Source organism: Paenibacillus sp. FSL H7-0442 (assembly GCF_038593105.1).
In the GTDB taxonomy this organism is placed as follows: Bacteria; Bacillota; Bacilli; order Paenibacillales; family Paenibacillaceae; genus Paenibacillus; species Paenibacillus polymyxa_D.
The window spans coordinates 1,933,319-1,959,274 of sequence record NZ_CP151963.1 but is presented as its reverse complement, the minus strand read 5'-3'; the positions used below and the strand labels follow the sequence as shown (position 1 = coordinate 1,959,274).

Below are 25,956 nucleotides of genomic sequence, written 5' to 3'. Positions count from 1 at the left end.
TCCCCTTTCGCTATCTGATATCAGGTATGCCACCAGTATAACGAAACAAACCTGACAACTATGGGTCAGGTTTGTTTTACTTTAATCTAAGAATTCCTTTATGATTCCCGAACTTCTTCGTAATTAGACGCAATACGCAGCGCCATCTTATGAATCTTATCCCGCAAATGGGCTGGTTCTTTGACAACCACATCCGGTCCCAGGCTTAAAATAAATCCGTACGCCCATGCATCCTCAGGAAACGGGACCGAGACCGTATAGATCCCTTCCTCCTGCTCGGTCAATGCTTCTACGCCAAACCAGTCCTCCGCCAGATGCCTTGAGTTACGGTTAAATTGTAGCGTAAATGGTTGTACGGCCCTGGATACCTCCATCCGCCCCTCATTCCACGGCAACACTTCATAAGAAAGATCCCTGCGAGCAAAAACGGTCTCTGTAACCACAAGGTCACTCATGCGGGAAAGCTTGAATAGACGAAACTGCTCCCTATCGGGACAATATGCATATACAAACCATTGTTGTCCTTTCAGAACGAGCGTATGCGGTTCAACATTCCGTTCTGTAATGGCTCCCCCCGCATTTCGATAGGTAAAGGCGACAGTGCGCGCTTGGCTCATTGCTTCTTTTACCTTTATCAATTTGCCTTCCTGCGCAGCCCGATTTCCCCATCCCGAATGATCGACGATAAACTGTGTGGTATGGACACTAAATTGCTCTTTCCCAGACTCTGGTATAATACTTTCAAATTTATGAAGTAACCGCGACACATTCGGGCCGCCCAACGACGAGGACAAACTCTGCAGCCCCATTACAATGTCCTTGACATCATGATCCGTCAACATACTGCGATCCAGGCGGTATCCTTCCATCAAGCCGATCCCCCCATTGGCTCCCTGATAAGTCACCACCGGAATACCTGCCATACTAATCGCTTCAATATCTCTATAGATCGTCCGGATCGAAACCTCATATAAATCAGCCAGTTCCTTCGCTTGTATTCTATTTTTCTTTAGTAGCAAAATGACGATAGAAAGCAATCGGTCAATTTTCATTTTTTCAAAACCTTTCACCATTAATAAAAATAAGCCATGAACTCCTCATCGTATTCCTTCATCTTACTCTATCTCTTATCTTGGGATTTAGCAAAAATCCATTGAGCGACTTTCAATAAACAAGATATAGATCGAAATGGTTTAGTTCGTCTATATCTTGCACTTCAGAGCCACTAGTATCGAATTTTGCAAAATCCGGATCTAAAATGAATCTGTTATTCTTCAATTAAAATAACCTCAGGTACTCTATCCAGCCGAATAGAATGCCTGAGGTTTCAATAACTCCTTACAAATTATGATTCGTAGCGCTTCAGCACAATGACCGCATTATGACCACCGAAGCCGAAAGAATTAGATAGCCCAATATTTAGTAGAGCCTTGCGCGCTTCGTGAGGCACATAATCCAGATCGCAAGCCGGGTCCGGATTGTCCAGGTGCATCGTTGGTGGAATGATGCCCTCCCGTAGGCTTTGCACAAGCGCAATCGCTTCGACCCCGCCCGCAGCTCCCAGCATATGACCCAGCATGGACTTATTCGCAGTAACCGGAATCTGATAGGCATAGTCGCCAAACAGTTTGTGGATTGCCAAAGTTTCAGCGGTATCCCCTACAGCTGTACTCGTTGCGTGGGCACTGATCACGTCCACTTCTTCCGGGGAGATGTGAGCCGAACGAAGGGCCGCTTTCATCGCCAAGTAAGCTCCGGTTCCTTCGGGATGCGGTGCAACCATGTGATAAGCATCCGAACTCGCTCCATAACCGATGACCTCACCATAGATTTCCGCTCCCCTCCGGGTAGCGTGCTCCAGCGACTCCAGTACTAGGATGCCTGCTCCTTCGCTCATGACAAAACCGTCACGATCTTGATCAAACGGCCGGCTTGCTATCGAAGGCTCCTCGTTACGTGTGGACAAGGCTGTTGCATTAGCGAAACTTGCCAAGGCCAATCGGGACACCGCTGCTTCAGCTCCACCGGCAAATATGACATCCGCATCTCCTGTACGAATCGTCCGAAACGCCTCTCCAATTGCTGTATTCCCAATAGAGCAAGCCGTCACGGGGGAAAGCGTAGGTCCCATCGCTCCAAACGCGATACTAATTTGAGCAGCAGCCATATTTGAGATCATCATGGGTACCAGCGTCGGGCTAACTCTGCCCGGTCCACGCTGTAGCAGTACATCTACATTGTCCACCAACGTATCCAAACCGCCGACTCCCGATCCCACATAAACACCGACACGCTCCAAATCGGTGTGATCCAGTTCCAGACCGGAATCCTTGAGCGCTTGCTCTGCCGCATATAGTGCAAACTGAGTAAACCGATCCATTCGTCTAGCATCTTTACGTCCCCATTGCTTTTCTGCATCAAAATCCTGTACCAGTCCAGCAATTTGTGCTTTCAAATCGGACACATCGAATGTATCAATTTTACGTATACCTGAATTGCCTTCCAGCAAATTCTTCCACAACGTGTCCACTTCATTACCCAGTGGGGAAACGACACCCATACCTGTTATCACTACTCTTTGCATAAGCTATTCATTCCTCCTGCTCGGTGACTTACTTATAATCCTCATTTTACCCTCGTCTTATCCTATTACAAGTGTTTGTTTATCCTGGTATAATGAACACTACTATAGTATACGCCTTATTGGCTCACTTCGGATATACCCATTGAATGGAGAGAAAATACCTATGAAAACGGAAGCACGTCTGGAAGCACTATCTGTTTTTCTAAAAACAAAAAGAGCCCGCCTACACCCACATATGGTCGGTCTTCCCCAAGGATCACGTCGGAGAACACCAGGCTTGCGCAGAGAAGAAGTCGCTCAGCTGGCTGGTGTCAGTACGACCTGGTATACCTGGCTGGAGCAAGGACGAGATATTAAGGTGTCCGCCTCTGTGTTGGATGCTATTGCTGCCGCATTGCAGTTGAACACAGACGAGCGCAAATATTTGTATGATTTGGCGATCGAGGCTGGGTCTCACAGCCTTCCTGCTCCTGCAGAGCAAGCCGTCATTTCCCCCTCTCTGCAAAAGATCGTACATGAGCTACACTACTGCCCTGCTATTATTTCAGATCGGCGCTGTCATATTGTCGGCTGGAACGCCGCTGCTGCTCATGTTTTTATGGATTTTGCCGAGCTACCACATGAGCAACGCAATATGATTGAACTGCTATTCACCAAAAAGGAGTTTAAAAGTCTAGCTGTGAATTGGGAACACTTTGTAAAGGGGTTCCTTGCTATTTTCCGCGCTTATTACGGGCAATACGTGACAGATCCCTGGTATGCACAATTTATACAAAATATGAGCCAGGCCTACCCGGAGTTTAACGAGCTTTGGAATCAGAGCGAAGTAAGCTCTGCACCGGAGGTGCTCATTGAATTTCGTCATGCGAAGGCTGGCAAAATGCTATTTGACCTAACTTCTCTTCAGGTACAAGGCAGTGTTGATCTCCGTTGCAGTATCTACACCCCCAATGCGCAAACCTCAACGGAAAGCAAACTCCAAAAGTTAATGGAAGGCAGCTAAAGGATTTCATCCCTCCTGTTATGAAGATATCATTTTCCGTCCATACTACATCTACGATCTGTGCAAAAATAGATGCCACGTATGTGACAGAACCAAGAGCTTCAACTGTGCTACTACCAGGAGGGAGGGAATCATCATGAAAGCCAAATCGACAAGTTCCCCGCACATACACAATCAAGCGCCACTGCCTGTTCCGGTGCAATTTGATCGAAGCTGGCAGGATGAGCTGGACCAACGCCTACGCAAAGGTGGCCCTTGGGGAGATTGGAATCTGTATCAGCTGGCCATTGAGGCAGAAAAAGTCAAACTGGTGCCGAACTTCGATGAGCTTCAATGTCTACAGCATTTGCAAGACCTCACTCCACTACCCCATCAGCTGGATACCGCTCGGAAGGTACTGTTTCAAATGTCCGGACGTGCCATTCTTGCCGATGAAGTCGGCCTGGGCAAAACGATCGAAGCTGGAATGATCCTAAAGGAATATCTGGTTCGCGGGCTGGCTTCCAAAGTGCTTATTCTTGTACCCGCATCCCTGGTCCTACAATGGGTGCGTGAGCTGAACAGCAAATTCGGTATTCCCGCTGTCGCCCAGAAAAAAGCGTATTCTTGGTCTTCCGAGGTTGTCGTGGCCTCTATGGATACTGCCAAGCGAGAGCCCCATAGTAACATCCTGCTAGATACCGATTATGACCTGCTCATTATAGACGAGGCCCATAAGCTGAAAAATAAAAAGACATCCAACTACCAGTTCATTATGAAGCTGCGTAAAAAATATTGTTTGCTCCTGACAGCGACACCTGTACAAAACGATCTGTCTGAGCTGTTTAACCTGATTACACTGCTCAAGCCCGGTCAATTGGGAAGACATGGCGATTTTTCAGCCAACTTTGTTGTAGATAAACGTCTGCCCAAAAATGAAGATCAGCTCAAGGATGAGCTGTCTAAAGTCATGATCCGCAATCGTCGCGGAGAAGGCCCAGTTCAATTCACCAAACGAAATGTTTCCAATATTCACTTGGAACTTTCGCCGGAAGAGCAAGCGCTGTACGATGGGGTAACCTCTTTTGTCAAAGAGCAATACCAGGCGAATGGTGGAAATTTAAGTAGCATGCTGTCTCTCGTTACCCTTCAACGGGAAGTGTGCAGCAGCCGGGACGCTGTGTTCGTGACGCTGGTCAATTTGTCTAAAAAAATGGCTCCAGACTCTCCCCTACGCGATCGTGTCTGGGATTTGGTTGCACACATTAAAGCGATCAAGGCCAATTCCAAAGCAGAAAAGGCGCTCGAGCTTATCCGTCAGATGAACGAAAAGGTGATCATTTTTACAGAATACAGAGCCACACAGGAGTATTTGCTGAACTATTTCCGTGACCGTGGCCTATCTGCTGTTCCTTACCGAGGCGGTATGAACCGTGGACGCAAGGATTGGATGATGGATCTGTTCCGTGGGCGCATTCAGGTCATGATTGCCACCGAAGCGGGTGGTGAAGGCATTAACCTGCAATTTTGTCACCATATGATTAACTTCGATTTACCGTGGAACCCCATGCGCGTGGAGCAGCGGATCGGACGGGTGCATCGACTTGGACAGACGCATGATGTTAATATTTTCAACTTGTCCACAACCGGAACGATTGAGGAGCATATCCTACATCTGCTGCATGAAAAAATAAATATGTTTGAGATGGTCATTGGCGGATTGGACGTTATTCTGGAGAAGTTTGAGAAGAAAGAATCCATTGAAAAAAGTTTGTATAAAATCATGCTTGAATCCAATAGCGATGATGAAATTCGCAAAAAAATGCAAAAACTGGGCCACTCGCTGGATTCCATCAAACAGGAAATGGAACAACTGCGCACAGACCAGCCAAACACCGAGAACTTATTAGGCTTAGCAGGCAATACGGTTCCTCCGGGTAAAGCTCGACGCAGTGTGAAGGGAGGTCGCTAGTTTGACCATGGATGCACAGCAAGTCCAGCGTTTTGTCCACACCTATCTGGAAGCTACCGGATGCAGTGTCATTGAGAGGTCACCCCACCATGTAACCGTCAAGCTTTCTCCAGAAGCGGATAAAGCCTTAACAAACCGGCCCTACTATTGGGGATACGTGGAGCGTACTGGCGTTCCAGCGCAGACGATGTCCTTCACCTTCATCTTTGATGGGGAAGCCTATCGCACAGAACAGGAACGTTTAGCGGACCATACACCCCCAACTCCAGCATCAGGCAACGCAGCACAAGATCAGGTCATGGGGCGTTACTTCGGTCATGTACCGACGTTACCACAATTGGGACCTGGACGTATTTTGCAGGAGGAGCTTCGATATGGAAGCCGTCGGCTGCACCAAATTTTTGAAGCCGCACGGGATGGAGGAAAATATGTTTATTTGTTTGAGCAGCCTGATGCCCGTCAGTTGTCTGCCCGCTCTCCCGTAGTCTATGAAGCTTGGCTCAGCATCTGCTATAAAATTGAATTCGCTTGCGATTTGAAGCGTGAGGAACTTCATTGGCTAGGTATTTCGCTCAAAAGCGGCACCATTGTAACCGATTTTGGCGCCATGCTCGAAACCCGGCAGCTCAGCCCGCTGCTGGCGGGCAATATGCATGTACAGCCTGCCAAGCTATCTGTCCCGGAAGCTTCCACCTCGCTTGAAAGCTACCTCACTGAACAACTCCGTCAGCAAGACTATGGTTGGGCTGAGCAGGCGAAGGAACGATTGCGCGAGGAATTGGAGGTCATTGACCACTACTACGAAGATCTAATCAAGGAGCAGAAAGAGGAAGAGGAAAAAAAAGAAGCCATATCCGAGCAGCATCAAGCCCGACGTAAAGAAATGGTATGGCAATATGAGCCAAAGGTACTCGTATCCGCCATTAACTGCGGGATATTTCATCTGCGGTAACCGATATCTCTCGCTCCTTCGCAGGAAAGTTGCAGAGATATCGTCAGCTTGTAACATCTTGCTTCAGCCTACATCAGTTTCCGCTGCTGTAACCACAAGTTTGGTTAAACATGTCCCCTATGTATCGACAGCAAAAAGCGAACCTGGATATGACATTTACGCCGACAAGGTGCAGCAGTCTTTTTATGGGACAGGCTGTATGCTGGATAAAAAAGAATGCCTCCGTCGGGCAATCAAGCCGACAGAAAGGTGGATACCATTGAAGAAGAGTCATTCCGGGCACTATAGCATAGGTATGATCGCAGCTGTTCTGATCGGCCTGTCTGCAGTCTGTCCGTTCGCTTCCATTCATGCGGCTCCCTCAGTCGCACAAAGCAACAATTTAAACTCGGTGTCTCTCTACAACGAAAGCTCGTGGGTTCCTCCATTGAACTCCACGAGTCCGGTTACCCCTTCCCCGGGTGACGTTTCTGCAAGTTTTCCTACTGAGGAGCAAGGCGTGCCCGCAGACGTAAAACAGGCTGCAAACAACACAGTACAATCCCTATCGTCGCAGCCCCCTTTTGCCTCGTGGAAAGATGCTGAGCTTAGCTATCATCCGCTCGGACCTGGAACCCATAGTTGGCTTGTTCAAGTAAACCGTGCGGGAGAATATATCGGCTATCTGATTATCGGATCAGACTCAAATGGCATATATCAACTCAACGAATACGGGAATGGCCCGGGTGGGCCTTATAGTATGGATGTACTTCGTCAATCCCTGGTGTCGCTCACAGATACTGATCTTTCATCTATCGACAAGCTGCAAATCACACCTATGTATGAGGAACCGCTACTAGCCTACTGGCTGGTGCGTTCCTCTACAGGCAGCCGAATATGTATTGATGCTGTGACTGGCGATCCGTTACCTGTAGAAGTGGCAGATGGGAGTTGGAAACATAAGCTTCAGGACAACGCATTCTCTTCATCTGTACCCTTTTTGAAAACACAGGCGCAGGCGGTTACGGTCTCGTCTGCTCCTTTCGATCCCTATGACGACCTGGGGTGGCTTCAACCCAAGCAAAAGCTTTCCGTCCGTAACACAGGCCAATTTATGGATACACTGAGTATTTCGCCGCGTATTATATTTTCTGCCACAGGTATCAATTTTGCCTTTGGGGGTCCCTTATCCATTAGTGGGTATCAGTCCTGGATATCCCCAGATCATCCGTCCCAATCCAATTTATATGCGTTAACCTACCATCATGGACTTTCCCGATTTGTACCATTAAAAAAGTTATTGTCAGCTGGCGAATTCTATCGTTTGGACTCCTAGTTATAAAGAAACATGATAATGATTCGGAATGATCTCTACAACATAAAAAGAGACCTCAAAATGGCATACCCTATGCCTCTTGTGGTCTCTTTGGCGAGCTTAATGTCGCTCCCTTCGCCCTCTGCGTGTGGATTTCATCCACATTTTCAGAGCGAGAGGCAACATGCCAAACCATTTGCTCCCCCACGGCTCTCTGGCTTGTTTTTGACTGCGCCGAACATCACGCGGCGTTTCCATATAGCGAACAATCCGCTGCGTAATATACGTCACCAGTTCGTCACTCTTCGCCATCATCCATGACCTCCTCCGAATCTGCGCCTATCCTTTCCATCTTACGTTGCTTGGAAATATCGGATTTACACGTTAGGTGCAGATAAAACTAGCTTGCTCATTTTCCAAAAGGTCTAACCCCTGTGGGAATAACTATGCATGGTTTCCCTTAAATGGAACATACTATCTTCAATCAGTAAATAATCAATTCGTCCACTGGAGGAATAGAACGTGCGGAATAAAAAGTTAAACAAGATAGGGATGACAAGGCTGGGATTGAGTCTATGCATTCTTTGCAGTGCTGTATTTGCCCCATTTACCTATATAGCTGCCCAGCCTGACGATAAAAGTAAGGAACCGAACAAGTATACAGATGTTCCGCCCAGCGTACATTCGTCCTATCACGCTTTTGCCAAGCCCGTTGTACTGATTGATGTAGGCCATGGTGGTGTGGATGGTGGAGCAAGTCACAAAGGAATTTTGGAAAAAGACATCAATCTCGCCATTGCTCAAAAGCTGTACTTGATTTTACGATCCCAGGGATATTCTGCCGTTCTGAATCGGGACAAGGACTACGCACTGAGTGACGACAACCGTTGGCTACAGTCCAAATCCCGGCATCTTAAAGACCTTGCTCAACGTAAAAGCTTAACAGAACAACTGCCCACCGCTTTGGTTGTAAGCCTGCATGTCAATTGGACCAAACGTGCCGAAAAACGGGGACCCATTGTGCTGTATCAGGATGAAGGCAGCAGCTATCTGTTAGCTGAACGGATTCAGCATTCATTAAACCGCTTATTTTGCATGAATAGAAAAACAGTGTACGGAAAACCCTTTTATCTTTTGAATAAAATCCAGCATCCTGCTGTCATTGTGGAAACCGGATTTATCAGTAACGAACAGGACAGAGCTATGCTTTCCGAGGATCGTGGTCAAAAAAGCATTGCAGGAGCTATTGCCGAAGGCATTATTGCGCATCTGACGGCCTGGTAGTGTTGGTGGCTGGGTCTCCCGTCCATCCCCATACAGTCCGTACCAAATCGCTAATACCCACAAATTTAGCGTGCTCCTTTAGCTTGGGAACCGAGGAATGAAGAGCGGAGGATGTGTACATGCCCGACACGCCGACATGCCCAATCGTTACACAGGTGTTGTGCTCATCCAGCCATTCAACCACTTTTGTAAGTTGCCGATTCACATGGACGAGGGTATGGACATCATCCAGAAAAACATCATTGCGTACCGGTGGCATTCCTTTTTTAGCGGCAAGCTCAGGCACCACCGACCAATAATTAGTACGGCTATCGACAAAAAATAGTCCATGCTCTTTACAAACATCAAGAACTATGGACATAATGCGCTTATCTGAAGTAACCTTGGAACCCATGTGGTTGTTCATCCCTATCGCATAAGGAACATCCTTAATCGCTGCTGTCACCTTAGCGTGTACTTCTTCATCCGTCATATTAGCCTTAATTGCTCCGGGTCCGAGCCATTCGGGCTTTCCCTGTTTTGGCTCCATTGGAAGATGGACGATGACGTCATGACCACGCTTATGCGCTTCCATAGCGTCCTGCTTGGTTGTAGGCAGGAAGGGCATCACAGCAACAGTAATCTTAACGGGTAAATTTAAAATTTGCTCAGTCCCTTTCATATTGTTTCCCAGATCGTCAATAATGACAGCAACCATCCTTTGCGACTCGTCCTGTTTGTCTATTGCTTCTGCAACACCAGTACTACAGACCATGAATAACATGCATACCGAAATACAGAGTACTACGGTTCTTCGCATTTTGGAGCTTGAATGGAATACAGGTACATAAGCTGGCTCTTTCCGGCCGCGCGATGCCTTTAAAGCCTTTTTTATTATATTTCTCATGTGCAGCTTCCGTCGTGTACTCATTGCGGGTCAGCCTCCTTCTCTGTCCCTTCATTGTGTGAGTAACCTCGTCTAAATATGTATAAGGCAGACCAGGAATACTCCCTGATCTGCCTTATCGTGCGTAGAAACGTATGTTAAAGCGGCTTACCAGTTCTTATCCATAAATTCATCACGGCCTGATTGAGCCCGATCTTCCTTATAGTGCTTCACGTTTTTCTTGTGGTAATCCTGATGATAATCCTCTGCCGGATAAAAAATCGAAGCTGGAAGGATCTCCGTTACAATTGGCTTATCAAAGCGTCCACTTTGTGCCAACTGCTCCTTGGACTGCTGCGCAAGCTTCCTTTGCTGCTCTGTATGATAAAAAATTGCGGGTTTATACTGTGTGCCCCTGTCCTGAAATTGACCTTCCCCGTCAGTAGGGTCTGTTTGTGGCCAATATAATTCGAGCAGCTTTTCATAAGGAAACAGCTCAGGCTCAAACGTAATCTGCACCACCTCGTAGTGGCCTGTAGTTCCTGTTTTAACCTGCTCATAGGTGGGATTGGGAATCGTTCCTCCAGTGTATCCTGACACAATGCCATGAATGCCCGGCTGCTCTTCAAACGGAGTCACCATACACCAGAAGCACCCACCTGCAAAAGTTGCTTTCTCCATCTTACATCCAACCTTTCAATAACTTCATCATAAAATTTTCTATCATATCTGGAAATCCATAGTTTGCGTGAAGACAAGAAACGTGTTCAGCTTAAACTATGAGCAAATCCCCAGAAATATAAGAAAAAGGTCTCTAAAACTGCTACGAGAGCAATTCTATAGACCTTTTCTAATGGATGCGGTCGAGAGGACTCGAACCTCCACGGGGGGTTAGCCCACACGGACCTGAACCGTGCGCGTCTGCCAATTCCGCCACGACCGCATATAAATTATCGTTTATCCTCGAAAGATCAATCTTTCTTAGCGACAAGATAGATCATACCATGCATATATCAAGATGTCAAACCTTTTATGTTCGTTAATTTCCTCTTGATAAAAAAGGAATAATAAACTAAAATAAGAACATAGGTTCTCGGGAATGAATGTTCCTTTTCTTCAATCGTTTATGAATTATCATCACATTTTCCTAAGGCGGTGAATGGTAATGACCTCTTTGGATACTACTCAGCATGAATGGTCTCTTGTGAAAAGTTATCTGCTCCTTACCTTTATTCAAAAAGTATTTGAGCGGGACAGCCTAATTCTTGAAGAAAGCGGTATGCTGAAAACCCCTGATCTTTATGTCGAAATGGTTAACGCAGGTGTAGATCGTACCGGAATCCTACTGTCTGAAGTAAAACATGAATTTAATAAATATCACATTCATGTTCTGGACATACAACAAAACCACTCCGGCGTTCACGCCACCTATATAAGTAAAGGCAATAAAGAGCAGTTCAGTATGGCAATGCCAGCATTCCGCAAAGAAATGTATGAGCGGATGCGAGCATATCTGGGGCTCTCAACCTCTATGCCCCATACAGCTGCCCTTCCTTTACTAGAGAAACATCGCCCCGAATTACCAAACAATTCAACTTCCAACCCCCTACGCATCGTTGATCGAAGTTTGGTTACATCCTCTTTGGCTTATAAGCGTAAAACGTCTCGCCCTGCTGCTGTTGCCGCAAGCAGAAGAGCATAATCCCCGCACAATAAACACGCAAAAAAAAAGCTTCCGCAGACACCAACTGTGCTCGGAAGCTCCTTTCCATATCCATCATATCTCCAAATCGATCTATAACCGCTAAGATGAAGCATAAGCATATCTATTAATGATTCGCTTTATTGCAACGCCTTCTGTACACGCGTAACCCCTTGACTTAGAGCATGTCCTCCACCTACCGCTGCGGCTACAGCAATGGTCTCCATAATTTCCTGATCACTAGCTCCTTTGGACCGCGCCTCGTCTACGTGATAAAACGTGCATACTTCATTGTTGGCAAATAAGCCAATGCCTAGTGCAATCAGTTGCTTGGTTTTCTCATCTAAGCTGCCGGCTTGAAAGCACTCTCCGGTAAAGCGATGATATGCATGAACTACCTCGGGCAACTGATCTTCCAAATGGCTGATTTGATCCTTATATGCATGTACTTTTTCGTCCATAACCGTCATTGACACAGCACGTCCTCTCTGTTGGATTTTCCTTCATTACTGTGTCCGATTTAGAGTTTCTGTATGCCTAATGAATCACCCAGTTATTTTTATCCAACACCCATTTGGAACCCATTCCTAATTCAGATCTATCGGATTGTGACGTGGCTCGCTGAACGGCTGATATGTATAGCTGCGATCCAATTTGACCACACGTCGATTCTGGCGCCGAATAAGCACCTGTTCATCATCCCATGCCAGTACAATGCCAACAACATCGTTGGTCTCCAATCCATCGCGTACGACACGCACCTTTTCACCGGAGAGTCGATAAGCATCCAATTCTTCGTCCATAATCATCCTTGTCCCCTCCTTATACACTTTTTTTAATAACACAGCGACCATGATTCTATGCATGAAAAAGTTTAAAAAGAGACCTAAATGAATCATTTAGGTCTCTTCTCACTTACTACTTATATGGATTGCCAACAGAGCGACAAATTATCCCGACTGATTTACACTGTGATCATGTTCTTTTGTATCGTTCTTCTCGTACCAGAAGTCCAGCACTTGTGCAGACAACACTCGCTGATCTACATACTCCACTTGGTGAGCAGTAAATTCTTCTTTCCAAGAGAAGGACAATTCTTCGCATAGGTTAACCAACGTCAACAACTCAGACCAGGCCACATAGCGTTTATACCAAAAAAACTGAGGATGTTCAATCATATAGGGATACAAATCGTCAAATTCCGTATGCTTACAATCCAAGGCACGCTCAAAGTGTACTTTAGCCGCTGCCAGTTTTTCCAGAAAAAACTGTTCGGTCAATTGTTCTTTCCCCATGTTGCTGCCTCCTCTCCAAAACCTTAACTATATTATAAGCGAAATTGAAGCTCATGCAAAGGTTATTATTAGAAATCAGGAACAGGAGTTTTGAATTGTTACTATTCAGCAAACTCAATCTTACCGTCCGCTAACGACGAAATTTTGACCAATGACTCTACACGAATACCCTGCTCACGGATGGTTCTCGCTCCGGCCTGAAAGCTTTTTTCCACCGCGACACCGAATCCAACCAACTCAGCTCCGGAGCGTTGAATGATTTTAACCATGCCTCGCGCCGCATCACCATTAGCGATAATATCATCAATGAAAAGAACACGATCATCTTCGTGAATAAATTGACGAGACAGCATAATATCCGTAACAATACCTTTAGTAAACGAAGGTACGCGTTCACACAGCGCGTCTGGATCAGCTAGTAGGGTCTTTTTACGACGAGCGAATACCAACGGGACACCCAATTCCAAAGCTGTCGCAAACCCGATGGCAATACCTGAGGATTCCACGGTCACTACTCTGGTAATCTTCTCTTCCCGGAAACGTGCTGCGAACTCTCGTCCCATTGCCATTGTCAATTCTGGATCAACTTGGTGATTAAGCAAACCATCCAGCTTCAGTACCTGATCTGATGCAATCACGCCTTCATTTATAATTCGTTCCTTTAATACTTCCATTACATGACCTCCCACGGCATTCCTATGCGGTAAAAGTACCATACTTCACCCGCCGCTTTCAAGCTATAGCTACTTTCCTTCAGGTCATGTGACATTTTTTTTACGCTTATTCCAGAACCATACGGTGATTCCTCCCACAACGATTAAAAGAATAACGACCAGCCCTACCCGATGCGTCACCTTCTCCATTAGCTTCGCCACCTGCTCCCAATGCATGCCCACCGCATGTCCAATCCCCAAAAATGTACCGCACCACAGCAAAGCTCCTGCTGATGCATAACAGATATAGCGAAAAACGCCTAGACGGGTTGTGCCTGCCAGATATGAGGATACATGTCTCAAGCCGGGGACAAAATATCCGAACAGAATTCCCCAGGTACCATAGCGCCCAAACCAATTTTCAGAAGAGGCAATCCTGGAAGGCGTAAGCCTCACCCATTTTCCGTATCGATGCAATAGTGGTTTGCCCAGCAGACGCCCCAGTGTGTAGCTAAGCATCATACCCGTCATACTACCGAAAAATGTGACTGCCAGTGCAGCAATGAAGTTGTAGTGCCCTTGAGACACGAGTCCGCCGAAGGCGATCATTAGCACTTCGTCGGGTATCGGCATACCCGCTACTCCAAGTGCAAGTAAGCCGAACATTGCCAAATATCCGTATTCTAGTATCCATGCAAGGATTTGACCCATAAATTACGCTCCCGTCAAGCTATTCATTAAATTCACTTTAATTATTTTCAGTCTCATCCAGTCATGTCCTATTTCAGTTGAACATAGTTTGTATTATATGCTCGCTGCAGCGTTATTCAAGCAGGCAAGGAGGGACTGGGGATGAAACGTAATATTCATGTTTTTCAGATTGCTTTTACATACATCGGCACAATCGTCGGTGCCGGATTTGCTACCGGACAAGAAATTCTGCAATTTTTTACGCAGTACGGTCGTTGGGCTACTCTCACTATTATGCTGTCCACAATCATATTTGTATGGTTGGGTACGAAAATGATGCTGATCGCTCATGATATTTCAGCCAAATCTTACGAGGACCTGAACAAACATCTTTTTGGCGCCAATGCCGGGAAATGGATTAGCTGGTTCACGCTCATCGTGCTGATTGGCGTAAACAGCGTCATGTTGGCAGGAGCCGGCTCTGTTTTTGTAGAGCACCTTCACCTGCATTACCAAACCGGACTGCTTATTACACTGATTGGTACTTATTTGCTGCTAAGTAAAGGCATTAAAGCCATCTTACACATGAACACCGTGGTTGTCCCTCTGATGATCATCATGTCTCTTCTGCTCGTTCACAGCACGCTCTCCATGCCCAATCCTCAGAGTTTTATTACGAATACGACAGATCACAGTACATTTCGAACCTTGCTCTCTCCACTGCTGTACACGTCCTTCAACCTAACTATGGCCCAAGCCGTGCTTGTACCACTTGGCAGCCAAACCTTTTCCCGAAGAACCATCCGCTGGGGCGGAGTTTTGGGCGGAGTTGGTGTCGGGTTTATGCTGATGGCTGCACACTTTGCCATGTCAGCACATATGCCGGGTATTCAGCAATTTGAAATCCCTATGGGAAGCATTGCTTATCGTCTGGGTGCCTTCGTCGAAATCATATACATTCTACTCATTTTCATGGAAATCTTCAGTACCTTTGTGGCCGACATTTACGGAGTCAGTCTGCAAATTCGTCAACATGTCCAAATTTCGCCCAAGCTCATCACACTATTCATTATGCTCACCTGTTTTTTAATCAGTCAGTTCGGCTTTAGCTCACTGTTATCTGTTCTTTATCCTATTTTCGGGATGCTCAGTCTGATGTGGGTTAGTAAACTGATCATGGCAGGACGCGGGAGACCTTTCCGTTCCTCACGTCCTCACTCCAGCCTTCGGCATTCTGATCCCAAATCAGGTGATACTCGTCATGGTTAGTGTGGAAATTTCAAATACATTTTCTTCAACTCGTTAACCGCTCGACTCAAAGAATAGCTTGATTTAGCCTTATCGCAGGCAGATCTAGCCAACTCATAACGATAGGCAGGATCAGCGATGACCTTTTCTAATGCGTCTGCTAGTGCCTTCGGATGGTCGGGTGGCACGAGCAGACCATTGACCCCATCCTCAATCTGCTCCGGTATTCCTCCCACTTCTGTGCCTACCAATGCCAGACAACTCAACGCTGCTTCCGCAAATACCGAACCAAAGGCCTCCGCTCGAGAAGGCAAAACAAATACATCAAAGAAAGGCATAAACTCTTCTGGATGAAGGGTATATCCATAAAAAATCGTCTCATGGTATATATCAAGCTCTCGCGCCATCTCTTCCAGCTCAGGGCGAACCGGGCCATCTCCAATAATATGAAGCACAAATTCCATATTTCTTTTTTTAAGTTCAGCACAGGCCCGCAATAAAATATCCAATCCTTTCGCCGGAACAAGGCGGCAAACGGTTATGAGCTGTGTCACTTCATTTTCGTGTGGAATGGGCTTGAAGCGCTTCTCATCATATCCATTCGGAATGACTGCAATGTCTTGCGGATTCTGAACGTAAGGAGTTAAATAATGCTGAAAAGAATGAGATACCGCTATCAGGCGATCCGCCTTCTGCTCCATTTCCCCGTACAGTGATACCAAGAATTGGTGTTCAGGCCCGTTCTCCTCTATTTTCCCGTTTAGGATTAACTCCTTCTCATAGGAAGAGTGAATCGTCTGTACAAGCGGGATGTCAGGAAAAACAGTTTTCATAGCAATCCCGGCAATGGGGTGATGAGCATGAATGAGGTCATAGGGCTTCTGAATACGAAGCCGGGTCCACCACAAATAGTCACGGTACGTCTGAATATATTTTTGAACGATTGGATATTGTTCATATCTCGTCCAGTCAAAGGTATCAAAAATTACTTCGTCCCTACCCTTGTTACGAATCCGTTTAGGGATTGAAAATAGCTCCATTTCCCAACGGGGGGATGTAAATCGCTCTTGCAGATATGGAATCATGGATGAAACACCTCCCGGTTGCTCGGGTGGGAAAAAGAGAGCCTGTAGCAATTTCATGACGTGCTTCCCCTTTCAAGCATTAGACTGCCCGGATCACAGATGTATGTATAGGTTTCCGGATTTTCTGAAAGATGATATATTGAGAATAAATGTTAGTCACAAAAGAAAATTATAACATTTTAAATGGGATAAATCCTGTCTATTGTATCGGAACGATATCATCCGTTCAATAGATTGACTATTTTTGCAAATGGAGTCGGTGATGTTGACGTTGTTGTCCTTATCGGGAACCTTGGGTTTCCCATCTCTGGCCGAGGCAGTAAGTGCAGCCTGCGGTTTGTATATTATACTCATGATGGCACTGATGTGCGTGATCATATATAGCAGACAACGAAAAAAAGCCTATATCCTTTTTTCAGTTGCCGCTATTATTATTATGACATATGAAGCCATGAATCTCTATTCAGCAGGCGGAGGCAAGATGCAACTCCAAGGAATCGTGTGGAAAAATGTACTGGAGGCGTCTGCCTTCGTACTCATCAATGCCGCCGTATTTCAACTATACCGGAAGCTAAAACGTGTGCAGACATGGACCTTGCTACTGCTGGGTGCGTTATTGATATTGCCGGTTACTGCCTGGACAGCAGGTTTGTTGCCCGCTTGGATCAGCGCAGCGAAACTGGTTGGGTTCACTCTATTTTATCGAGTACTGGTACTTATACTAAGCCTTGTGTTTATCACCCCACGAATCGGACAGCCAAAGAAGTATGTAGCGGGCTTATTCATGTATTTGCTCTGGCTCGGCTATTTGTGGCTGGGAAATGACATCCCTGAAGAAGCTGGCAGGTCAAACACAGTCCTATATATGTCATTTTTACCATTGCTGTACTACACTACGTTATTCCTCATCCTGTTTGAACGGATTGTGGAGCTGCTCCAAAGGATTTACCGTTCTTCCATCACCGATGGTCTGACCGGGCTATATAACCGTAAATATTTTTCAGGACGACTACGGCGATATATGGATCAAGGAATCCGCGTGTCGGTCATTTTTTGCGATATTGACAATTTCAAAAAGTTGAATGATACGCAGGGCCATGCTCGTGCGGATGAAGTACTCAAACAGGTGGCACAGATTATGGAGGATGAACTGGATGAAATCGGACTGACCGGACGATACGGTGGCGAGGAACTGGTCGCAATGGTTGTGGATCGACGTGCCAAGGTTGGACATGTCGCAGAACGTATCCGCGAGCGGGTCGCGGAGGAAAGCATTGTCACAATCAGTGTCGGACACAGTACAGTGAAGAAGGAAATGAACCCGGATGAACTGGTCAAACAGGCCGATCAAGCGATGTACATATCCAAAACGACAGGTAAAAACAAGGTTACAGCTTATAAAGCAGCCGAAGTGAAAAAAAGTCGGGCAGCACGCGCACAATAATTTGTAAACTGCGATTCGTTGTTAAAAGTTGAGTTTGAATAATTCTCTGTCTGGTTGTCTATACCCTAAAATGACGCACAGGAATCTTATAAGAGCCTGTGCGTCATTTATATTTAATCTGCTCATCAAACTTCTGACGTTGCAGACGCTATATCCCGGCCGATCCATGCCAGCTCTTCACTAGTCAGCTCTCGATAGCTGCCCAGTGGAAGCTGTTCATCCAGCTTCAATGGTCCCATGGCCGTTCTTTTCAAATAGGTCACCTTTTTACCAACCGCCTCGAACATACGCTTCACTTGATGAAACTTACCCTCATGGATGACAAGCGAAATATAGGAAATGACTTCTCCATCTGCCTGGTACGGATGTTCGTGGCGAAGAATAGTCAACTGTGCGGGAAGGGTAACATACCCATCATCCAGTTCCACTCCTACTGTAAATTGAAGAATATCCTCCTCCGTGACATGACCCGACACGGTAGCTTCATACGTTTTAGGAACATGCCGCCGTGGAGAAAGTAGCTCATGCGCTAGTTTACCGTCGTTGGTCAATAGCAATAATCCTTCTGTATCTTTATCTAAACGTCCTACTGGAAAAGGCTCAAAATGTCGTTCCTCCGCACTCAGCAAATCCAGTACCGTCCGCTCCCTTGTATCTTCAGTTGCAGAGATGACACCTGGTGGCTTATGCAGCATGATATAAATATACTCCCGAAAAACAACACGTTCCCCGTTCACTTCAATCTGATCCTGGTATGGATGAACCTGTAAGCCGCTATCCTTGGTGGTCTTCCCGTTTACCGTGATTATCCCTTGCTTCACCTGTCGCTTGATATCACTACGGGTGCCATATCCCATATGGGTTAAAACTTTATCCAAACGTTGCGTTTGTCTCCCTTTTCCACTCATACCGATGTCCACCTCCAGCCTGTAGGGTATTCATTTTTGAGCATGCCATCCTGCCATTTGCCCCACCCAGCCGAATAACCATCAATGCACACGAGAGTATGGCCTTTGGGCTGGACTTCGTTCCGCAGTGCCATTCTCTCAACGGGGATGGACAAGGTCTCCCCTTTTAAATACCGGATGGCCTCAGCATCTGAACTGGAGAGATTGATGCTTCTAACCGCCTCTGAAGAGCGTAATGCCACCGCCAGCGGGTGTGAAGGCACAAAGCGACCATTCTTGTCAGTACCCATAAACCAGCCTGGTCGCACCACCTTAAGGCCGTCCAAACGATGTGATGCCAGTGGCGACTGATAAATGCGATCTCCATAAACCACCGTATAGCCTGTAAAAGACACTTCCAGTTGCTCCTTCACAAATTGGTGATAGGATTCCAGCACATCCTGTGGGGAGCGTGCAGCGGATTTTACATTTTCTTTGCCAGATCGGGACTTAATGCCACCCAAGCCGCGCGCGGACCTTCCTTTACCGGACTTCCCGTCCATTCCTTTTCCACTTCGTTTAGGCTCACCAGTTCCATGTCTTCCTTGACGGCTTGGCGTCTGCGCTTCCCTGACGGACAAAAACGGCTTCTTCCGTGGATACGCTGCATCTATATTCAATGCCCTATCATCCTTGTCCTCAAATGGAGTCAAATCCTCCGATTCAGTGTGATCTTCTATCGCAGCGGCATGCCCCCCCTGATGCTGCAATACAGCGATAAAATGGCCTTCTCCCTCTACTAGATGCGGCCAAAGGCGTGCTGTTCCCCGCAGCTCGGGGTATGCTGACGCGACCTCTTCACTCATCCATTCCGGGTGGCCTGGTGCAAAGCCTGCTTCTGATGAAACAGGGACTACGTCAAAATCGGGGTGAGCCTCCAGAAATTCTGCGATCATTCCTTCATTTTCTTCTGGCGCAAAGGTGCAGGTCGAATAGACAATTCTCCCTCCTGCGCTCAGCATTGAGGCCGCTACACGCAAAATGTCCCGTTGCATGACTATACATTTATCTACCGAATGCGTTTCCCATTGTTTTGCCATGTCCTCATCCTTGCGGAACATACCTTCTCCCGAGCAAGGTGCATCAATTAGTATCTTGTCAAAAAAATGTGGAAAGGCATCGGCGATTCGATCCGGGCTTTCATTCAGTACCACGGCATTACGCACACCGTACAATTCCACATTTTTAGCCAACGCTTTGGTTCGGTCCGCGCTAATATCATTTGTCACCAATACGCCGCTTCCTTGTAATTTGGCAGCTATTTGGGTTGATTTCCCGCCCGGTGCAGCACATAAGTCCAATACAGCTTCGTCCTGAGCTACATTGAGCAGCTCAACCGGAGACATTGCACTCGGTTCCTGTACATAGTACAGCCCCGCATGGTAGTAAGGGTGTAATCCCGGCTTTGTACCGTGCGGAATATAAAAACCCGTGGCACACCACGGAATCGGCCGCAGTTCGAACGGAGAACGTTTCTTAAAGTCCTCTACCGGAATTTTTAATGTATTGACGCGAATCCCGGCATGGGGCGTGTGGTCATAGGCAGTCATAAATGCTTCAAATTCTTCGCCGAGCAATTGCTCCATGCGCTTTACAAATGCTGTGGGGAGCTGTACACCCATAATCGTAATCATCCTGTCCTTTTAAAATAAATTTTATTGTACCATATTCAACCTGTTATCCCGCAATATCCGTGTGATTTACAAACTTTCACTACAAGATGTAATGTTGTATAATAATAAGATTCATAGCTGCATATTTTGAATTTTGATAGGAGAGATTGCATTGAACGCACAAAATTCCAACAAAAAAAAGCTTATACCCGTCATCGGCTTTTTTGTTGTGCTGGTCATTTTGATTGGTGTGCTGCTCGCTTTAAATTCAGGCACTAAAAACAAGCTGTATGGCGTTTCCACAGCCTCGTTAAATCCTGCTACTCAAGAGCTGCTGAATGACCCGAACTATCAGCAAATTATTAAGCCGGAAGATTTACAGAGCAAAATTGACAAAAAGGAAAACTTTTTCGTCTATCATTTCGCCTCCGACTGTGTGCATTGCCGCGCCACTACTCCCAAGCTCTTGCCTTTGAGCAAGCAGGAGAACATCACGATGCACGAATTTAACCTGCGTGAGTATGAGGATGGCTGGGACAAGTATAAGATTGAGTATACCCCTACGCTCATTTATTACGAAAAAGGCGTGGAAAAGGAACGTATGGTAGGCGGGTTGAAGGAAAATCCTTCAGACAATGGATACACACTCGACGATTTCAAAGCCTTCTTTGAGAAATATAAAAAGAACGTAACCTCCTAAGCAAACCTTCACAGACCTGAAAACGATAAAGCAGCCCGATCCTCATGAAACGGATCGGGCTGCTTGCTTATCATGCGCTTCAAACTCAAGGTGCATCCTTCGTTTCCGCTGAGACAGAACCTGAGCCGCCAGCGGCCTGTCTTCGCCTAATAGAAGCTTCCAGCGCCTGCTGACGCTGCTCATGCTTTTCCCCACGCCGAGGACCTCTTTGCTGCGGAATGTTGACCGGAATAGACGACGATGCCTTCTCCACGGCCCGGCGCAACCCGGGCTCGACGATTTCAATCGTCATATCCCGATAAACCGGCGGTTCTTGCTGAAGCTCTTCCGTGCCGGTCATAACAGCTTCAGCAAGCTGACGAGCGCAAATGCGCGCCTCTTCCACCAGCTTCACCATATTAATGCCCAGCGCCTGCGAAGGAGCATGCTCCAACCGGTGGACCGCACTATCCAGCATCATATGTCCACCACGATAGTTACCATTCCGAAAATGATACAGCCCTACAGCAACTTGCAGCAAACCTTTATATACAGGGTCACGGTCCAGCTTAAGCCACAGCTCTTCCAGTACCTCATGACATTCAAAGTAATCCCGATCACGATTGAAGTATACCAAATAAGTCACGTATAGCGGTTCATAGGAATGGTGTGCCATTTAATACTCATCCCTGTCTTCTTCCTTGGTAGAGGCTTCTAGCATCTCCTTGACCTCATCGTGAAGCAGCTTGATTCCTTCCATGTCGTGCCGTTCCCACAGTTCATTGAATCTGCGCTGCGCATCAATCGTTTCACTGATCTTATGGTAGAAATACAGCCGATGCATGCCTGTTAGCACTTTGGAAACGATATTGGCTTCATCCTCGAATTTTTTCTGCGCTTCCAATATTTCAAGACGCATGGAAGACATCTCATTATCCAATACAAAGGCTGCCTCAGCTGCCTTTTTCAACCGTGTACGCATATTATCAGGCAAGCTTTCACGATACTTATAGCTAAGAGAATGCTCTATGGTTGCCCAAAAATTCATAGCCAAAGTACGGATTTGAATTTCTGCCAGCACGATTTTCAGCCCGACTGCTGTCTGAACCGGATACTCCACAATCATATGAAAGCTGCGATAGCCACTGTCTTTATAATTGGTGATATAGTCCTTTTCATACAGTACAGTCAAATCCTTACGTCTTCTGATATATTCGGCCACCCGCCGAATATCCTCTACAAATTGACACATAATGCGAATACCTGCAATATCCTCGATTCCCGTCTCCAGCTGATCAGAAGGAACCTGTAATCTCTTCGCCTTATCGAGGATGCTTGATATTTTTTTAACCCGTCCGGTTACGAATTCGATAGGAGCGTATTCCTCGCGCTTTTTCAGCTCCGCACGCATTGTTTTGAACTTGACCTTAAGCTCTTCCACCGCCTGATCGTATGGCAGTAAAAATGTTCCCCAGTCTCTTCCGTCCATCCCCGTACCTCCTGTCTCTTCCGACAACACTTTTTTATCTGTGATCTGCACCAACAGCCTCGGTAATGTGTCTAAAGCCGTCCTTTCGAAGCAGCTCACGCAGGCCAGCATGTATAGCTCTATTTACTTCCGGCCCTTCGTAGATCAATGCTGTATAAATTTCAATCAGACTTGCGCCTGCTTTAATTTTGTCATAGGCATCACGACTCGTGAAGATGCCGCCTGATCCGATTATAGGCAGCTTACCTTTCGTCTGGCGGTACACCCGTCCGATGACCTCTGTGGAACGGTCACGCAGCGGCTTACCACTCAGCCCTCCTGTTTCACTCGCATTTCGGTGCGTCAGACCAGCTCTGGATATTGTTGTATTGGTCGCAATAATACCGTCTACTCCACTGGCAGCAATCGCATCTGTCATATATTCCAATTCCTCGTCCGATACATCTGGCGCAATTTTAACCAGTACAGACTTGGCATTGCCATACTTTTTCGCCTGAACTCCCATCTCTGCCCGAACCGCTTCCAATAGCGACTTCAGTTCATTACCATGCTGGAGCTTTCGTAAATCCGGCGTATTCGGCGAGCTAATATTCACTACAAAGAAGTCCGCATACGGATACAGTGCGGAAATACACTTTTCATAGTCCTTATGAGCATCCTCATTGGGCGTGATTTTATTTTTGCCGATATTAACTGCGACCGGAACAGGTCGATGTTTGAGTGCAGCCAGACGCTTGGCCATGCTCTCAGTACCCAGATTGTTAAAGCCCATCCGATTGACTAATGCCTCATCGGGAGGCAGTCGGAACAAACGTGGCCGATCGTTACCGGGCTGTCCCACAGGTGTCACCGTTCCCACTTCCATAAATCCAAACCCGATGGAAGAAAAACCAGTAACCGCTTCTGCATTTTTATCCAGTCCTGCAGCCAGTCCAATCGGGTTGGGAAAATGAATGCCAAACAGATCAACGGCAAGATCCTCCGTCTCCTTGACTCCGTACATTCCTCGCAGTGTCGCTGCTCCACCAGGAAGTGAGCCCGCATGTTTTAAACCGTCAATGACTACATGATGGGCCGTCTCTGGACTCATTTTAAAAAAAACAGGTTTCGCAATCCTTCGATACAACACGATTCATCCACTCCGTTCTATGCCCTTGCACAATCCTAAAAAAACATCTCTACAAAATAGTTTAGCTTTTTCCATACCAAAAAGAAAGTAATTTGCGAGGTGCAACATCAGAACAATTCAGTTGTCATGGAGATGTCATTGAAAATGTATAATCAAACCATTTACAATGGACATAGTAAGACAAGACCTTAGCTCGTTAGAAAAGAGGGATTGCTGATATGAAGACCAAGCGCAAGCCGCCCAGTCTGCAAAAGAAAAAGGATGAGGTGAACAAGAAAGCGATTGTATGGACCGCCGTCAGCTTTGTTCTCCTCATCATTGTAATTATTCTGGTCATTGTTTTAGCACAAGCAGGAAATCGTTAAACACCAAGTAGCAATAGCATCAAAATTTTAATTTAGCCAGTGATAGGTTTTGCGGGGATTCGTCTGGTCATGCTGCGGCTCACTTGTAAATCGAGAACCAGGCACAAGCACTTGATCAGGCAATCCCCCGTTACCAATGACTACCTCCGTACCCGAAGGTACGAGTGCAAACAATTCCTCCACATCCTCTTTACCCATTCGGACGCAACCCAAAGACTCATTTTTGCCAATGCTGTCCGGCTCGTTCGTGCCATGAATGGCATAATTCGTTGCAGACAGTTGCATTCCACGGCTGCCAAACTCACCGTTGGATTTTCCGTTCGGATTTACTACTTTATCGGTAACCACAAATTTCCCTTCTGGTGTTCTTTCTCCACCCAAACCAATAGGATAATTTCGAATAAGTACATTGCCACTTACCAGGGCAAGCCTATGCTTGGATTTGTCCACCACAATTCGCAGCGGTTGCCCCAGAAAAGGCCTTCCGTGCAATGACGATGCCAGTAATGGACTGCTTCCGGCCAACGAGTCAGCGTCTAAATCTACTGCCTTCCCTGTTCCCTTTCCTGGTGAAGCAAGTAAATTACGCATAGGTGTAAAAGCCTTCTTCATCCCGTCTGTCGTACCATACATCGTGTTAGCGGGAAAGTCTCGAGTCAGTTCATCAAGACTCTGGGGAAGACGTTGATGCTGTGAGCGAAAAGCACGCATGGAGCTATTCAGCACAGCTAATTCCTCCTGTCCAGCAGCCCATTTTAGACCTGCTTTGCGAAGATTTTCACTGTCTGACGGCTTACAAGCACACGCAGCTGCGTCGTAAGACTGAACAGCTAATCCGCCGTTTCCTTTGTTCTGTACACTAAGTAATGGTTTCATGCCCTCTCTCCAGAGCAGCCACGAGCCCCCTTGCTCCATGCCCAACACCGTAGTCCTGGATGGCAGTCGGCTAGTCTTAGCCAACATATCAGTAAGCCCCGTTCCAGCTTCACTCCCTTTTCGAGCTTGAGCCGTAAACACACCACCAACCACACCGATCTGGGCCGTCTCCTTCGGATCAGCAGTGGCCACTTTCGTAACTTCAATATTATCAATTGCTGCCTGCTCAGTTCCAGATGGATCAAATGTATTCTCATTTGAAGGTCTCGGTGAATTAGCTGAAGGAACCCATATGAGCAGTAGTACCATTAACGCAGTTAACAGGTGACGTGTTCGAGCCGTTCTTCGCTCCTTCTCCTTGGACATCTGAACCAGTTTATCCTGATATTCCATCCATACGTCTGCCGGAATCTGTTTATGCTCGAAGGCTTCGAACACTTCTCCTGCGCGATTAAAGCAATAATTTGCTTTGCCCTCCTGACCGCTGCTCTCATACTCTTTGCCGAGTAAATACCAGGCCATTTTATTATCAGGGTGTTTTTTCACATACGATTTAAGATGAGGCGAATGGTTCATCGGATCCTCCTGATCGTGTAATCTTGCATACTTCCTATTATGTATATCGGTAAAAATAGACTTGATGGACAGCACATAAGAAAAACGTCTATCGACGTACTTTCACAGAAGCCAGACCGCGCTTGGCAGAAGTTTTTCTTGCGGTTATAGAATGGTTCAGCCTCCGCTGAACCATTCTATAACCTAAAAAAACAGCACCAACAGCTTACTTTCACCGTTATACGGCGAAGGG

At 46.5% G+C, this 25,956-nt stretch carries 27 protein-coding genes and 1 tRNA gene; 10 read left to right on the top strand and 18 right to left on the bottom strand.

The window, feature by feature from the left end:
• Positions 1 to 98 precede the first annotated feature (98 nt).
• Positions 99 to 1,052 (bottom strand): YafY family protein, encoded by a 954-nt coding sequence (locus MHH57_RS08980; RefSeq protein ID WP_029516740.1) that lies wholly within the window; start codon positions 1,050 to 1,052, stop codon positions 99 to 101.
• A 293-nt stretch (positions 1,053 to 1,345) separates the two neighbouring features.
• Positions 1,346 to 2,584: a beta-ketoacyl-ACP synthase II gene (gene fabF, locus MHH57_RS08975; RefSeq protein ID WP_029516739.1), complete on the bottom strand. Its 1,239-nt coding sequence runs from the start codon at positions 2,582 to 2,584 to the stop codon at positions 1,346 to 1,348.
• A 163-nt stretch (positions 2,585 to 2,747) separates the two neighbouring features.
• On the opposite strand from fabF, the gene MHH57_RS08970 reads away from it, so the two are divergent.
• The 4 genes from MHH57_RS08970 to MHH57_RS08955 all read left to right on the top strand — a co-directional run bounded on the left by MHH57_RS08970 (position 2,748) and on the right by MHH57_RS08955 (position 7,805).
• The gene (locus tag MHH57_RS08970; RefSeq protein WP_342435025.1) at positions 2,748 to 3,587 is read left to right on the top strand and encodes a helix-turn-helix transcriptional regulator; all 840 of its coding nucleotides are present in this window, start codon (positions 2,748 to 2,750) and stop codon (positions 3,585 to 3,587) included.
• 136 nt (positions 3,588 to 3,723) lie between these two features.
• Positions 3,724 to 5,538: an SNF2-related protein gene (locus MHH57_RS08965; RefSeq protein WP_029516738.1), complete on the top strand. Its 1,815-nt coding sequence runs from the start codon at positions 3,724 to 3,726 to the stop codon at positions 5,536 to 5,538.
• Position 5,539: 1 nt separating this feature from the next.
• The gene (locus MHH57_RS08960; RefSeq protein ID WP_029516737.1) at positions 5,540 to 6,490 is read left to right on the top strand and encodes a YqhG family protein; all 951 of its coding nucleotides are present in this window, start codon (positions 5,540 to 5,542) and stop codon (positions 6,488 to 6,490) included.
• Between the two features lie 58 nt (positions 6,491 to 6,548).
• Positions 6,549 to 7,805, top strand: a complete 1,257-nt coding sequence (locus MHH57_RS08955; RefSeq protein ID WP_239645165.1) for a hypothetical protein — start codon at positions 6,549 to 6,551, stop codon at positions 7,803 to 7,805.
• 99 nt (positions 7,806 to 7,904) lie between these two features.
• On the opposite strand, the gene MHH57_RS08950 is transcribed toward MHH57_RS08955, so the two are convergent.
• Positions 7,905 to 8,096: a YqzE family protein gene (locus tag MHH57_RS08950; protein WP_029516735.1), complete on the bottom strand. Its 192-nt coding sequence runs from the start codon at positions 8,094 to 8,096 to the stop codon at positions 7,905 to 7,907.
• A gap of 210 nt (positions 8,097 to 8,306) precedes the next feature.
• Between MHH57_RS08950 and MHH57_RS08945 the strand changes: the two genes are divergently transcribed.
• Complete coding sequence (locus MHH57_RS08945) at positions 8,307 to 9,068, top strand: N-acetylmuramoyl-L-alanine amidase (RefSeq protein ID WP_029516734.1); 762 nt, start codon at positions 8,307 to 8,309, stop codon at positions 9,066 to 9,068.
• On the opposite strand, the gene MHH57_RS08940 is transcribed toward MHH57_RS08945, so the two are convergent.
• From MHH57_RS08940 to MHH57_RS08930, 3 genes are all read right to left on the bottom strand, one after another.
• Positions 9,043 to 9,978 carry a divergent polysaccharide deacetylase family protein gene (locus MHH57_RS08940; RefSeq protein WP_342435024.1) on the bottom strand — a complete coding sequence of 312 codons (936 nt, stop codon included), beginning with the start codon at positions 9,976 to 9,978 and terminating at the stop codon, positions 9,043 to 9,045. The genes MHH57_RS08945 and MHH57_RS08940 overlap by 26 nt on opposite strands.
• 123 nt (positions 9,979 to 10,101) lie before the next feature.
• A complete protein-coding gene (gene msrA / locus MHH57_RS08935) occupies positions 10,102 to 10,614 on the bottom strand; it encodes a peptide-methionine (S)-S-oxide reductase MsrA (protein WP_029516733.1) in 513 nt (170 codons plus the stop codon).
• 177 nt (positions 10,615 to 10,791) lie between these two features.
• Positions 10,792 to 10,876, bottom strand: a tRNA-Leu gene (locus MHH57_RS08930).
• Positions 10,877 to 11,098: 222 nt separating this feature from the next.
• On the opposite strand from MHH57_RS08930, the gene MHH57_RS08925 reads away from it, so the two are divergent.
• Positions 11,099 to 11,635, top strand: coding sequence for a hypothetical protein (locus MHH57_RS08925; protein WP_029516732.1), 537 nt, complete (start codon positions 11,099 to 11,101; stop codon positions 11,633 to 11,635).
• A gap of 140 nt (positions 11,636 to 11,775) precedes the next feature.
• Here MHH57_RS08925 and MHH57_RS08920 read toward each other — a convergent pair whose 3' ends face one another.
• The 5 genes from MHH57_RS08920 to MHH57_RS08900 form a co-directional block, all read right to left on the bottom strand.
• Positions 11,776 to 12,105, bottom strand: coding sequence for a carboxymuconolactone decarboxylase family protein (locus tag MHH57_RS08920; RefSeq protein WP_013309744.1), 330 nt, complete (start codon positions 12,103 to 12,105; stop codon positions 11,776 to 11,778).
• A gap of 117 nt (positions 12,106 to 12,222) precedes the next feature.
• Positions 12,223 to 12,444, bottom strand: a complete 222-nt coding sequence (locus tag MHH57_RS08915) for a hypothetical protein (RefSeq protein WP_165147776.1) — start codon at positions 12,442 to 12,444, stop codon at positions 12,223 to 12,225.
• A 141-nt stretch (positions 12,445 to 12,585) separates the two neighbouring features.
• A complete protein-coding gene (locus MHH57_RS08910) occupies positions 12,586 to 12,930 on the bottom strand; it encodes a hypothetical protein (protein WP_007429850.1) in 345 nt (114 codons plus the stop codon).
• Positions 12,931 to 13,031: 101 nt separating this feature from the next.
• Entirely contained in the window at positions 13,032 to 13,604 is a 573-nt protein-coding gene (locus tag MHH57_RS08905; RefSeq protein WP_039270032.1) for a xanthine phosphoribosyltransferase, read from the bottom strand.
• An 84-nt stretch (positions 13,605 to 13,688) separates the two neighbouring features.
• The gene (locus MHH57_RS08900) at positions 13,689 to 14,294 is read right to left on the bottom strand and encodes a DedA family protein (protein ID WP_039270030.1); all 606 of its coding nucleotides are present in this window, start codon (positions 14,292 to 14,294) and stop codon (positions 13,689 to 13,691) included.
• A gap of 141 nt (positions 14,295 to 14,435) precedes the next feature.
• Between MHH57_RS08900 and MHH57_RS08895 the strand changes: the two genes are divergently transcribed.
• The gene (locus tag MHH57_RS08895; protein WP_165147779.1) at positions 14,436 to 15,542 is read left to right on the top strand and encodes a hypothetical protein; all 1,107 of its coding nucleotides are present in this window, start codon (positions 14,436 to 14,438) and stop codon (positions 15,540 to 15,542) included.
• On the opposite strand, the gene MHH57_RS08890 is transcribed toward MHH57_RS08895, so the two are convergent.
• Positions 15,539 to 16,663: a glycosyltransferase family 4 protein gene (locus tag MHH57_RS08890; protein WP_029516727.1), complete on the bottom strand. Its 1,125-nt coding sequence runs from the start codon at positions 16,661 to 16,663 to the stop codon at positions 15,539 to 15,541. The genes MHH57_RS08895 and MHH57_RS08890 overlap by 4 nt on opposite strands.
• A 205-nt stretch (positions 16,664 to 16,868) precedes the next feature.
• On the opposite strand from MHH57_RS08890, the gene MHH57_RS08885 reads away from it, so the two are divergent.
• A complete protein-coding gene (locus tag MHH57_RS08885) occupies positions 16,869 to 18,050 on the top strand; it encodes a GGDEF domain-containing protein (RefSeq protein WP_165147782.1) in 1,182 nt (393 codons plus the stop codon).
• Positions 18,051 to 18,175: 125 nt separating this feature from the next.
• Here the strand turns inward: MHH57_RS08885 and MHH57_RS08880 are convergent, their stop codons facing one another.
• Both MHH57_RS08880 and MHH57_RS08875 read right to left on the bottom strand, forming a co-directional pair.
• Positions 18,176 to 18,958: a pseudouridine synthase gene (locus tag MHH57_RS08880; RefSeq protein ID WP_342435023.1), complete on the bottom strand. Its 783-nt coding sequence runs from the start codon at positions 18,956 to 18,958 to the stop codon at positions 18,176 to 18,178.
• Positions 18,955 to 20,619 (bottom strand): RsmB/NOP family class I SAM-dependent RNA methyltransferase, encoded by a 1,665-nt coding sequence (locus MHH57_RS08875; RefSeq protein ID WP_069011088.1) that lies wholly within the window; start codon positions 20,617 to 20,619, stop codon positions 18,955 to 18,957. The genes MHH57_RS08880 and MHH57_RS08875 overlap by 4 nt, the downstream gene beginning before the upstream one ends.
• A 163-nt stretch (positions 20,620 to 20,782) precedes the next feature.
• Between MHH57_RS08875 and MHH57_RS08870 the strand changes: the two genes are divergently transcribed.
• Complete coding sequence (locus MHH57_RS08870) at positions 20,783 to 21,310, top strand: thioredoxin family protein (RefSeq protein ID WP_029516723.1); 528 nt, start codon at positions 20,783 to 20,785, stop codon at positions 21,308 to 21,310.
• Positions 21,311 to 21,395: 85 nt separating this feature from the next.
• Here the strand turns inward: MHH57_RS08870 and MHH57_RS08865 are convergent, their stop codons facing one another.
• From MHH57_RS08865 to MHH57_RS08855, 3 genes are read right to left on the bottom strand one after another with little or no spacing between them, the layout of a single operon-like run.
• Positions 21,396 to 21,965 (bottom strand): DUF309 domain-containing protein, encoded by a 570-nt coding sequence (locus MHH57_RS08865; protein ID WP_318626729.1) that lies wholly within the window; start codon positions 21,963 to 21,965, stop codon positions 21,396 to 21,398.
• On the bottom strand, positions 21,966 to 22,778 hold the full coding sequence (locus MHH57_RS08860; RefSeq protein WP_023988035.1) for a GTP pyrophosphokinase family protein: 813 nt from the start codon (positions 22,776 to 22,778) through the stop codon (positions 21,966 to 21,968).
• 34 nt (positions 22,779 to 22,812) lie between these two features.
• Positions 22,813 to 23,907, bottom strand: a complete 1,095-nt coding sequence (locus MHH57_RS08855) for a quinone-dependent dihydroorotate dehydrogenase (RefSeq protein WP_342435022.1) — start codon at positions 23,905 to 23,907, stop codon at positions 22,813 to 22,815.
• A 218-nt stretch (positions 23,908 to 24,125) separates the two neighbouring features.
• On the opposite strand from MHH57_RS08855, the gene MHH57_RS08850 reads away from it, so the two are divergent.
• The gene (locus MHH57_RS08850; protein ID WP_023988033.1) at positions 24,126 to 24,272 is read left to right on the top strand and encodes a hypothetical protein; all 147 of its coding nucleotides are present in this window, start codon (positions 24,126 to 24,128) and stop codon (positions 24,270 to 24,272) included.
• Between the two features lie 27 nt (positions 24,273 to 24,299).
• On the opposite strand, the gene MHH57_RS08845 is transcribed toward MHH57_RS08850, so the two are convergent.
• The gene (locus MHH57_RS08845; protein WP_069011087.1) at positions 24,300 to 25,724 is read right to left on the bottom strand and encodes a L,D-transpeptidase; all 1,425 of its coding nucleotides are present in this window, start codon (positions 25,722 to 25,724) and stop codon (positions 24,300 to 24,302) included.
• Positions 25,725 to 25,956 lie beyond the last annotated feature (232 nt).